Consider the following 11,223-nt stretch of genomic DNA (forward strand, 5'->3'; position numbering starts at 1 on the left):
CTCGGACGAGGTTAATATCCTATAAAAATAATAATAAGAGCATAAGTCCATGAAAATCATCGCCTATTGTTTACTTATCAGTCTGTCCCTTTTTAGCATACTTGGGCACGCACAATTGCCCCCTCATAGAGCGTCTATAATATGCAAGAATATCTCAATTAATGATTTTGATAGTTTAGATATTCAAGGGCCAGTTAATGTTTATATCGATGCCACCCAAACCCATACTTCCTTACAAATTCTGGGTGACCCGAAAAGAGTTCTTGCAGTCACATATAGTGAAAAAAACCGTATATTGTATCTCGGAACAAAACCCGTTTATAGATCCGCGCCTGGCGAAAGGTTAACGATTCGAATCAATACATCTCCTGCGCAAATAAAACAAATCCAATTCGATAGTAACGCGACTCTGTTTGGTAAAGGACTATCTGGTTCTTTAACTCTGCGCACACAAGGAGCAGGGCAAATCAATCTTTATACCAACAAATTAAATCTAAAATCTCTTTATAGTATCGGTAATGAAAACATAATTTTTCATAATATACTGAGCTCAAATCTAAACATAGAAGCGCATAATTCTCATAATATTGTCCTTCAAGGCATCGTTTCGTTAAATAAGATCAATTTTACAGGAAATGGAAATTTGCAGGTTTATTGGGTTAATAGTCCTTATTTAAGAATAGATGCTAAAGGTAAGGGAAAAATTGACTTAGCAGGAATCGTCAAAACTGTAGATATCCAATTAACACAAGATATTCGATTATTTGCCCAACATCTACGCACTCAGCAGGGATTTGTTAAAACTGAAAAACACGTCCAGGCAAACGTTAATGCCAGAAATACACTGAGAGCATTTGCAAAGGATAATAGTGTGATTTATTACTCGACACCGATTAATTTTATAAGTAAGTATTCTGAAGGCCAAGGCCTAGTACTTAACAAAAACTAATAGGGTGTTCTTGAATTAATTTTTTACTAAGATAATCTCAACGCGACGATTAAAACTACTTGCTTTAACGTTTCGATTACTCGCAATAAAATCATGTTGGCCGTATCCAATGGTGCGCAGACGTTGTGAACCTATTCCATGTGACCATAAAAAACTTGTTATTACTTCTGCTTGATCTTGTGTAATAGCAGCCGCTGTATGCGGATCATAAAGATCATCGCTATATCCCACCACTTGAATGAGCCCATCTCCATAAGATTTTATAATTTTTATACTTTGACTAAGCTGCTGGGCACAATTGACGGTTAACTTCCCATTTGGTCGAAAACAAACATCGCTATAGGCAATGACTCTAAGACGATCAGCGCCTTGGATAATTTGTATGGCAGGGGGTGGTAAATCCTTTTTTTTCTTAACGCTCACTGTTTTTTTCTCTATGGGCGCTTTATCTAAAGATTGACTAGAAGCACAACCGACCATAGCGAACAAAGCAGTAGTTAATACACAATAAAAAAACAGCGAGATTATTTTCATGATTTTCCCATCTTATTCTAGAATGGAGCTCAACTCTAAGCTCTTTTACGTAACCTAGCATAATAAAAGCCATCAGGTCCATGAATTTGGGGAAGAATTTGCCTCCCTATTGGGCATGCTACTCCCCATTTTTCGTCGATGACCTCTTCTTTTGCATCTGAGTAATGAGATAGAAAACGAAGTAATACCTCGCTATTTTCCTCCGGCAATACCGAGCAAGTCACATACAATAAGATACCATTCGGCTTTAATAATCCCCAAAGGCTTGATATCAGTTGATATTGTTGTTCTGCTAATTTAGCAATATCCTCTTCTCTGCGTAATAATTTAATGTCAGGGTGCTTACGAATAACGCCGGTTCCCGAACAAGGCGCATCTAATAAGATTCTATCGAATAAGCCTCCCTTCCAAGTACTTTTGAGATCCTCTGCTTTCGTGCATAACAATTGCACCTTTTTATCTGTCAATCTTAAGCGATTAAGATTTTCCTTAACCTTCTTTAAACGGATTGCATCATGATCGACAGCAAGACAACTCTCTAAATCAGGTTGTAATTCCAAAATATGTGTTGTTTTCCCTCCCGGTGCTGCACAAGCATCTAAAACTCGTTGTCCAGGCGCTAATAACAATAAGGACGCAGCCAATTGTGCAGCCGTATCTTGTATGGAAACTTCCCCCTCCATAAAACCTGGTATTTTCAGTACCGGGCAAGATTCATCGAGCATAATTCCGGTTTGACTCAATTCGCTTAAGCTCCCAGCTATACCGTTGTCTTTTAATTTTTGTGCGTAATCTTTTCGCGTAATTTTCAAAAGATTAACGCGTAGACTCATAGGAGGTAAATGATTATTGGCGGCTAAAATTGCTTGCCATTCATCGGGCCATGCCTGCTGTAACTTTTTTATTAACCAATCAGGGTGTGCAAAATGACTATCTTTAGGTAATTTTTTTAATAAACTGGCTTTTTGTCGTTGAAATGATCGTAGCACCCCATTAATTAATGGCACTGCCCATACCTTATGCAGTTCTCTCGCTGCTTGTACCGTTTCATGAACGGCCGCATGCGGGGATGTCCTTAAGTAATTAAGTTGGTAAAGCCCTATTAGCAATAGGGCATAAACATCTTGATCGGTGGCATTAAGAGGTTTTTTTAATAAATAGGAACAAAGCTGCTTCAAAGGCGCATACCAGCGTATCACCCCATAACATAATTCTTGAATAAATGCTCTATCACGAGAATTAATATCAGCATTTACACCGGCTGATAAAGCATCCGTAAGTGATATTCTGGCTTTTAAAACACGAGAAATGATTTGTGCGGCAATTGCCCGGGAGTTAGACATACATTCGATCTAAAATCGCACCCACATGAAATAATTCCGATTTACCATGGATAAAGCTTGAAATCGGTAGGCATCTGCCGCCCGGCCATTGCACTTCTAATAAACGTAAAACACCTTTTCCTGTAGCCACATCTATACCTTCTCGGTCAGCTTTTAAGATTAAACCAGGCTTTTCGGAAGTGGTTTCATCGAGAACTTCTGCTTTACAAATACGCAGTATAGATTTTCCTAATACCACGCGAGCAATTGGCTTAGGATGAAAAGCACGCACCATTCTGTCTAAGTAAACCGCGGACTTCTCCCAATCTATTTCCGCTTCCGATTTATTAATTTTTTTTGCATAAGTACTGGCTTTTTCATTCTGTGGTTCTGAACGATAAGAGCCTCTTTCGATTATATTTAAAGTTTCTATTAACGCTCGAGCGCCTAAATCAGCTAATCGATCTTGTAAGGTTTTATTAGTATCGTTCGGTTCTATTGCACATGAAAATTTCTTTATCATTTCACCCGTATCAAGACCTTCATCCATTTGCATGATGGTAACACCGGTTTCTGGATCGCCTTCTAAAATCGCCCGTTGAATAGGTGCGGCACCTCGCCAACGTGGTAATAAAGATGCATGGACATTGATACAGCCAAAACGAGGTATGGTTAATATCTCAGGCGGAAGAATAAGACCATAGGCGACTACCACCATTAAATCTGCATGAAAAGTAGCTAATTTTTTTTGTTCGTCAGCGTCACGTAAACTCGTAGGCTGGTAAACAGGAAGTTTATTCTCTAAAGCCAGTTTTTTAACCGGACTCATTAACAATTTTCGACCTCTTCCAGCTGGGCGATCAGGTTGTGTATAGACCGCGCATATTTCATGGCTAGAGCTCAACAAAGCTTGTAAGCTGGGCAAGGCAAACTCAGGCGTCCCTGCAAAAATGAGCTTCAAGATTTCCCCCTTTTCTTGATTTTATCAAGCTTTTTACGTGCTAACTGACGTTTAAGAGGGGATAAATGATCTAAAAATAACTTACCGTTTAGATGGTCTATTTCATGTTGTATACAATGCGCCAATAAATCTTCTGCTTCGATTTCATATGGCTTTCCATGTCTATCTAAGGCCTGAAGTTTAACCCATAACGCTCGCGGAGCTTTGTCATAAATCCCTGGCACTGATAAACAACCTTCTTCCATTAAAGCCTCACCTTTTTTCTCAATAATGATTGGGTTAATTAAACACCAAGTTTTCGACTTATTATTGGAAACATCAATAACCGCTAATTTTTTGCTAATAGCAATTTGTGGAGCAGCTAACCCTATACCCTTAGCAGCGTACATCGTCTCAAACATATCCTCAATTAATTGCTGTAAACTTTCATCAAAAATGGCAACTGGTTCTGTAGGCGCGCGCAAACGTACATCTGGGAGCTGAATAATAGGATGAATAGCCATATGTTTATCTTCTTTTACTCATCAAAATCAAAGGTAAATGTGATATTTGTTCGTTATATTATACTAAATCTAGCGTCTGACAGTTCATCGGCCAATTTTCCTTGCTTTAATTGGTTTAGTCAATCACTCTTTTTTGAAAAAAGAATAATCAATTTTTGAAAGTATTAGTGATTTTTGCCAAGAAAAAACTTCGATTAGCAATAGAATTCTTCAAATAGCTTAAAATTTATAGCCATACTGCTTGTAGTCAAATGGCTTAATAGGCACAAGACTTAATTTATGCTACCGTGCTAGGAGATAAAATAGTAGATATTGGCACTGGAGATGGATTTTTAGCTTAAGTTGTAACTATTTTTCGCTGTTATTTTATTTAGCCTCGACTTAATCGACAAGGAGGTCTTTATAACTAAATAGTAATGAAAAAAAATATTTTTCCATTCATACCTGACGCGAATCTCATCGCCGATGTCGATTGCTTACTTAAATTCATTAAACAGCCACTCCCATTAGATAAGTTTTTCAAAAAATTTCCCAGTGATATTTTAAAAGCAAAATTAGATCAATTAGAATTTGACTATCAAGATCTTGATGAAACGTTATTTAATATTAGTTTAAAAGCCAGATGGAAAAGGCAAATTAGACTTACCAGTGAACTTATAAGTCCTCTCGGGATTACCATAACAGATAAAAATCAATTTATTGAGAAGCTAAAGACAGATGAGTTTCTTAAACCGAAATTAACCCTTAAAGAATCATTAAAAAATATCATAGATTCTCACACTGAAAAAATTATTAATTTGAATATTGATAATGTCATTAATTTAAAACGAGAAAATAGTTTACAGCTCCCTGAAAATAGAGAAAAACAAGTTAACATTAGACTTTTTTTTATTTTTCTAAAAATCTTTATACAAAGATATACCTTAACTAATGTTGCACAGTTTTCTTCTCCCGAATTAATTAATTCAGCGGCTTACTTAACCACATGCTTTGCTTTTGAGATAAATAACTTTATCGCTTGCTTAAATGATAATTTAACCTTCGCAGCCGAACCTACAGAAAAGTCAAAGAAAGAACAACAAGAAACCAATATTAGTAAGATGGTATTTTCCTATGACCAGTTACGCACCAAATTAACGGATTTAACTCCTAGCTTGAATCAAAATGATATTAAGCAATTATTAGATTCAATAATTGTAAATTCTAGAGATAGTAAATTGATATCACAATACAATTTTTTTAAACAGGCTTATTTTGCAGAAAAGGGGTTTGCCTGTGTTTTTGGCGATTACAGCGGTTATGATTCAATTCAAACATGTCGAAAAAAGTTAGATTATTTTAGAAAAAATTATCAAAAATTTCTTCAATTAATTGAGGAATTAACTACTCATGCCGACAAAATACCGGAAATTACGGATTTGGCAGCTACTTTAAAAGAAAAAACTGATATATATTTTCATTCTTTGTTGTACAACTCAGTATTTAAAGAAGAAGAAAAAGACAATTTAGATACAACCGCTTTTAAAAATTTTGAACTTGGCATTAAAAATAAAATATCAAATTTCCAAAAAAATTATTTATGTACCATAAAAATTGATGGTGTTCTAAATAAAATATTAGATACTTTAGCCAAATGGACACCTAAGTTTTTGATATCGAAAGAAAAAAGAATGCTGTTTTTTCATAAAAAAATGCCTGAAGTTAAATTATTGGATAGAGTTGAAACTACTATGCCATTAATGAAGATCTAATATATAGAAAGTTTTAATGTGGAATAAAATAACGTAATATCTTAGAGACCACGATAATAGTCGTCACGCCGGCTATATATAAGCCGATAAACCATAGCCATTGTCGTAAACGTTTTTTCATATACTCTTGGCGCTCAACTCGCAATCCTCATGGTTATTGCATATGCCAGATTGTTGCATGGTCGCGGCACTTGCCAAAAATCCCATTGCTGTGAGCATACATCAATAATGAATAACTGTTTTTACTTTCCCTCGAAAAACATGATAAGAATAAAGTGTATAAATTAATAATATCGGTAAAATAATCGCTGCGCCGACTAATATAAATTTTAACGTGGAGGGAGGAGCAGCCGCTTCCCAAACAGGCAACACATGCGGAATAATATAAGGCCACGCACTAATACAAAATCCAGTATACGATAAAACAAACAAGCCTATGGTTAAAATAAAAGGCAATTTTTCTTTTTTCTTATGTAAGCAATAAAAATTATAAAATACTATCAATATCGTTAAAATCGGCAAGGGAGATAAATAAAAAAAGTTGGGTAAGGAAAACCAACGCTGCATAACTTGCGGTTCGACTATCGGCGTCCAGATACTCACACTGATTAGAAAAAAGGCAACTAGTGGTAATAAAACTTTGGCTGCTTTGTACATCCTCTCTTGTAAAACTCCAGCTGTTTTTATAATTAGCCATGTTGCTCCTAATAAAGCATAGCCGCAAACCACAGCAACCCCGGTAAAAATGGTAAAAGGTGTGAGCCAATGATAAGCGGAATGTGATAAAGGTAGATGGTTACCATATCCTTTTACAAACGTACCTAAAATGATCCCTTGAATAAAAGCCGCCAATATTGACCCTGATGCAAAAGCAATATCCCAAACAAACTGACTTTTATGCGCCTTAAACCGAAACTCGAAAGCAACCCCACGAAAAATTAATGCAACTAATAAAATCATGATCGGCATATATAAAGTAGGTAACAAAATGCCATACGCAATTGGGAAAGCGGCATATAAAGCCGCGGCACCAAACACTAACCAAGTTTCATTTCCATCCCAGACGGGCACAACGGTGCTCATCATAATATCTCTATATTCACTCGATTTAATCCACGGAAATAAAATACCTACTCCCAAGTCAAAACCATCCAACAAAACATACATCATTATAATTAAAGAGATAATCGTGGCCCAGGTAAGAATTAAAAGCATTTATTTACCCTCTGGCGCTAAATATTTAAAGGGCGTTTCGGTTATCACTTCTGCGACTGATTCATCCAATATCGGAGGAGTAGGTCCGTTGCGAATTAATTTAAAAAGATAAAAGAGGTAAAAAGTAAATATAATTCCATAAACAGTAACTAGCAGGGCTAAAGAAATAATTACCTGATGCAGTGGAACTATTGATGCACCTTGGGAGGTGCTGATTAAATTATATACAATCCAAGGCTGCCGGCCAGATTCTGCCGTTACCCAACCTGCAATGGTACTCAGAAAACCTAAGGGTGCTATTAAAATACATAAACGATAAAGTATATCAGAGTTATAAAGTTTTCCGCGCCATCTTTGCCAGAGAGCATAGAGTGCAACGAAAAAAAATAAAAAACCTATACCTACCATCACTCGAAACATCCAAAAGGTAGCTCCCACAACAGGTCTGTCTGCGCGTGGGACACTTTTTAGACCAATTAATTTACCATCCCAATGGTGTGTATTAATTAAACTCGCGAGTTTTGGGATACTTATTTCATAATAATTTTTTTCTTGTTTACTATTTGGAACAGCAAATAAAATTAAAGGAGCTCCATTTTGCGTGTTCCAATTAGCTTCTATTGCTGCAGTTTTAAGCGGTTGATATTCAAAAACCTTTAAACCGACCATATCACCCAACAAAATTTGAACAGGAGCTATCACCATAGCTGCGGCAAAAACAAACGAAAAACAGGGTTTAGCGATATCTAGATATTTTCTCTTTAATAAATACCAGGCTGACACGCCTGCAATAGCAAAACAAGTGGTTAGCAATGACGCCATAACCATGTGCAGAAAACGTGGAATAGCTGATGGGTTAAATACTACAGCCCACCAACTATCTACCACATATTTACCGGCATCAATATGGAAGCCAGCAGGAGTCTGCATCCAAGAATTTGCAGATAAAATTCCTAAGGCAGAAAATAGCGTGCCTAAGGTCACTAGCAAAGTCGCCAAATAATGTAATCTAGGACCCACTTTGTCCCATCCGAATAACATTACACCTAAAAACCCAGCTTCAAGGAAAAAAGCTGAAAGAACTTCATAGACAAAAAGTGCGCCTATGACACCACCAGCCGTACTAATGAAAGGTCCGAAGTTAGTTCCTAACTCATAGGCCAAAACAATACCTGAAACTACACCCATACCAAAGGTCAGGGCAAAAATCTTAGTCCAAAATTGGCAAATTCTTAAATAAACAGGATTCCCCGTTTTTAACCAAATTCCTTCCATTACCGATAAAAAAACGGCTAAACCAATATTGAGCGTAGGAAATAAGATATGAAAACCAATCGTAAATCCGAACTGAATGCGGGAAAGCAGTGTAGTATCGATAATCATAGCGCACTTAATAACGGAAAAATTGCTCTACAGTATACTCCAATTTCCGAGAAAACGAATCCCGTTGATTAATTGATGTATTATATATTTATACATAGGAATATTTTGATGGATATTCGACGCTTTTGGGAATAAAGTAAGAATTAAAATCAGTTTAAGTTAATGTTTACACATGAAATCGTCAATCACTGATAAAAGACAAGTTACAAACAAGATTATAATGAATGGTTGTGAAAATATTTACGGTCACAGCTCGAAAACTTCTTGGAAAAATTTAATAAATGCTCTAGCATAGAAGCTTGCCTATTTTTCCATTAAAATAACGCGCTGTTCTGAATCTCATAGTCTTTAATAAGGAAGTTGCACTTGAGTACTCACGATCCTTTACGTCTATTTTTTGCCGTCGAACTAAATTCCGAACTACGTCAAGCCCTATCTCAACTTATTGATGAACTTAAACAAGAACCTTGGGGGCACCGCGTTAGATGGGTTCACCCAGAAAATTTACATGTCACCTTACGTTTTTTAGGTACAACTAATCCTGATAAAATTTCCGAATTAGCTAAACATGCGCACAATGCAATTAATAAGATCGAACCCTTTCCTCTGCAGTTGCATAATATTCGTTTTTTTCCATCTCCTACTGCACCACGCGCCATAGCCGCAGATATTATTCCTACTTCTGAACTTTTTGAACTTGCCTATGCACTAGAAGAAGTCGCTTCGAACTTAGGTTTTACTCCAGAAACTAAACCCTATTTACCTCATTTAACTTTGGGCCGGATTATTCACCATCATGCACCCAATCTACGCGAAGAATTAAATTTAAATACCAGCCCTATGATAGTCAATGGAATTGTCCTATTTAATAGTAAAAAAACGGAATACAGTCAGAGCTATACGCCCCTCGAGTATATTTCGTTACAAAAATCCAAAGTAAGCAGTAGCACAGAGGTTTAAAATTTAATGGGATACAGAGACATTTCAATCTAGTAAATAAGATGAAGATGGCGGAGAGGGTGGGATTCGAACCCACGTGGGACTATAAATCCCCATCCGATTTCGAGTCGGCGCCATTATGGCCGCTTTGGTACCTCTCCAATAAGTTTCCAGTATACTCTTCGCATTTGAATTTAATTAGTTGGTGGTAGCAAATCGGGTAGTCTCATAGGTCTACATCCAACGTTCTGAGAAATAATATATCTCTCTTCCCTAGGAATCTGTAAACCAACTGGAACTTTCAACAACGGTAACTCTTGACTGTATAAATACTGTGAGCGTTGCGTTTTTATATATTTATTAACTGAAGAACAAGCTGCTAAGTTTACAGTAAAAATGATTAATATTAAATAAAATAGCTTATTTCTCATCTTAAGATAGCGCCTCTAATAAATCGATAGTAGGTTTCAAGCCAGCATGCTTCCCTGCCGACAGGGTCGTTAACGGCAGGCGCAAAATGGAAGATGAAATTAAGCCTTTTTCCGCCGCTAACCATTTAACAGGTATAGGGTTAGATTCAATAAATAAACCTTGATATAACGGGCGAAGCTGTCTGTCTATTTTATCAGCGGCTTCCCAGTCTTCTTTTTTGGTTAATTCATAAAGATTGTGCATAGTTTGCGGTACAAGATTTGCTGCTACCGAAATGACACCTTTACCACCCATACGCATAATTTCTAGAGCGGTATTATCATCCCCGCTATAAACATCTATATTTTTACCACATAACTCTAAAATGGTTTTTGCACGATCAGGTTGACCTTCCTTTATACCCACAATATTTGCGATACCCGCTAGTCTAGCCACCGTTTCAGGCAATAAGTCACACCCCGTACGTTTAGGTATATTATATAAAATTTGGGGGATAGGGACTTTATCTGCTATTAGTCGATAATGCTGATAAAGACCTTCCTGTGTAGGGAGGTTGTAATAAGGAGTCACTAATAGGCAAGCATCTACGCCTATTTCCATAGCTGTCCTTGTTTGTTCAATGGTTTTTTGAGTGGATTGGGTGCCTGTGCTGGCTATAATCGGGATGCGCCGATGAGTTTGTTCAACGACTGTTCTTATGACATTATGTTGTTCTTCTATGCTGAGGGTTGATGCCTCTCCGGTAGTTCCAATGACGACAATAGCATCTGTGCGTTGTGCAATATGCCAGTCAACTAGTTTACGTAAACAAGCATAATCAACATCTCCATTTTCTCGCATAGGTGTTATCAATGCGACTATACTGCCATGAAACATATTTTCATTCCTCTTATTATCAAGATAATATACTCTTTGCACTTAAATTTTTGTGTCGTCAGGGGAGCAGTATATACGATCAGATCATAGGCACAAACCAGCTTGCATCGTTCCTTAATAGAAAAAATCAACTATCCTGTTAAAAACTCCCTCTGAATATTCAGTATTTGGATGCAATTCTGTATCCTCAAATACAATACTGGAAACACCTAAACCCTTTTATAGAGGCCAGAAGTATAGAGGATATAAACCATCTATACTACCGGTAGAAATGGTAGATAAGCAAGTTAGTTCCGGTGTAAGATAGCTTTAAAACTAGGCTAGCTGATCTCCTTTTGAAAGGAAGCTCAGGATTTTG

10 protein-coding genes and 1 tRNA gene are annotated in these 11,223 nt (G+C 36.8%); 3 read left to right on the top strand and 8 right to left on the bottom strand.

The window, feature by feature from the left end; all coding sequences use genetic code 11:
* Positions 1-49 precede the first annotated feature (49 nt).
* Complete coding sequence (locus tag AAHH40_RS07105; RefSeq protein WP_342219974.1) at positions 50-949, top strand: GIN domain-containing protein; 900 nt, start codon at positions 50-52, stop codon at positions 947-949.
* Between the two features lie 15 nt (positions 950-964).
* On the opposite strand, the gene AAHH40_RS07110 is transcribed toward AAHH40_RS07105, so the two are convergent.
* The 4 genes from AAHH40_RS07110 to def are packed head-to-tail and all read right to left on the bottom strand — an operon-like array spanning position 965 to position 4,269.
* Positions 965-1,483 (bottom strand): OmpA family protein, encoded by a 519-nt coding sequence (locus AAHH40_RS07110; protein ID WP_342219975.1) that lies wholly within the window; start codon positions 1,481-1,483, stop codon positions 965-967.
* Positions 1,484-1,518: 35 nt separating this feature from the next.
* Positions 1,519-2,826 carry a 16S rRNA (cytosine(967)-C(5))-methyltransferase RsmB gene (gene rsmB, locus AAHH40_RS07115; RefSeq protein ID WP_342219976.1) on the bottom strand — a complete coding sequence of 436 codons (1,308 nt, stop codon included), beginning with the start codon at positions 2,824-2,826 and terminating at the stop codon, positions 1,519-1,521.
* A complete protein-coding gene (fmt, locus tag AAHH40_RS07120; protein WP_342219977.1) occupies positions 2,819-3,766 on the bottom strand; it encodes a methionyl-tRNA formyltransferase in 948 nt (315 codons plus the stop codon). Before fmt ends, rsmB begins: the two co-directional genes overlap by 8 nt.
* Positions 3,763-4,269 (bottom strand): peptide deformylase, encoded by a 507-nt coding sequence (gene def, locus AAHH40_RS07125; protein WP_342219978.1) that lies wholly within the window; start codon positions 4,267-4,269, stop codon positions 3,763-3,765. Before def ends, fmt begins: the two co-directional genes overlap by 4 nt.
* Before the next feature lie 416 nt (positions 4,270-4,685).
* Between def and AAHH40_RS07130 the strand changes: the two genes are divergently transcribed.
* Positions 4,686-6,020 (top strand): hypothetical protein, encoded by a 1,335-nt coding sequence (locus AAHH40_RS07130; RefSeq protein WP_342219979.1) that lies wholly within the window; start codon positions 4,686-4,688, stop codon positions 6,018-6,020.
* Between the two features lie 222 nt (positions 6,021-6,242).
* Here AAHH40_RS07130 and cydB read toward each other — a convergent pair whose 3' ends face one another.
* Together cydB and AAHH40_RS07140 are read right to left on the bottom strand one after the other, a co-directional pair.
* On the bottom strand, positions 6,243-7,235 hold the full coding sequence (gene cydB / locus AAHH40_RS07135; protein WP_342219980.1) for a cytochrome d ubiquinol oxidase subunit II: 993 nt from the start codon (positions 7,233-7,235) through the stop codon (positions 6,243-6,245).
* A complete protein-coding gene (locus tag AAHH40_RS07140) occupies positions 7,236-8,618 on the bottom strand; it encodes a cytochrome ubiquinol oxidase subunit I (protein ID WP_342219981.1) in 1,383 nt (460 codons plus the stop codon).
* A 366-nt stretch (positions 8,619-8,984) separates the two neighbouring features.
* Here AAHH40_RS07140 and thpR point away from each other — a divergent pair, with 366 nt between their 5' ends.
* Positions 8,985-9,578: an RNA 2',3'-cyclic phosphodiesterase gene (thpR, locus tag AAHH40_RS07145; protein ID WP_342219982.1), complete on the top strand. Its 594-nt coding sequence runs from the start codon at positions 8,985-8,987 to the stop codon at positions 9,576-9,578.
* A gap of 48 nt (positions 9,579-9,626) precedes the next feature.
* Here thpR and AAHH40_RS07150 read toward each other — a convergent pair.
* A tRNA-Ser gene (locus tag AAHH40_RS07150) sits at positions 9,627-9,718 on the bottom strand.
* 271 nt (positions 9,719-9,989) lie between these two features.
* Complete coding sequence (gene dapA, locus AAHH40_RS07155; protein ID WP_342219983.1) at positions 9,990-10,865, bottom strand: 4-hydroxy-tetrahydrodipicolinate synthase; 876 nt, start codon at positions 10,863-10,865, stop codon at positions 9,990-9,992.
* Positions 10,866-11,223 lie beyond the last annotated feature (358 nt).

It is taken from the genome of Rickettsiella endosymbiont of Miltochrista miniata (assembly GCF_964031245.1).
GTDB lineage: Bacteria > Pseudomonadota > Gammaproteobacteria > Diplorickettsiales > Diplorickettsiaceae > Aquirickettsiella.

What these genes read in the sequence shown, in the direction of transcription:
- cydB (WP_342219980.1), bottom strand. Translation starts at nt 7,235, where the DNA reads ATGCTTTTAATTCTTACCTGGGCCACGATTATCTCTTTAATTATAATG.
- AAHH40_RS07140 (WP_342219981.1), bottom strand. Translation starts at nt 8,618, where the DNA reads ATGATTATCGATACTACACTGCTTTCCCGCATTCAGTTCGGATTTACG.
- def (WP_342219978.1), bottom strand. Translation starts at nt 4,269, where the DNA reads ATGGCTATTCATCCTATTATTCAGCTCCCAGATGTACGTTTGCGCGCG.
- AAHH40_RS07130 (WP_342219979.1), top strand. Translation starts at nt 4,686, where the DNA reads ATGAAAAAAAATATTTTTCCATTCATACCTGACGCGAATCTCATCGCC.
- rsmB (WP_342219976.1), bottom strand. Translation starts at nt 2,826, where the DNA reads ATGTCTAACTCCCGGGCAATTGCCGCACAAATCATTTCTCGTGTTTTA.
- AAHH40_RS07110 (WP_342219975.1), bottom strand. Translation starts at nt 1,483, where the DNA reads ATGAAAATAATCTCGCTGTTTTTTTATTGTGTATTAACTACTGCTTTG.
- AAHH40_RS07105 (WP_342219974.1), top strand. Translation starts at nt 50, where the DNA reads ATGAAAATCATCGCCTATTGTTTACTTATCAGTCTGTCCCTTTTTAGC.
- dapA (WP_342219983.1), bottom strand. Translation starts at nt 10,865, where the DNA reads ATGTTTCATGGCAGTATAGTCGCATTGATAACACCTATGCGAGAAAAT.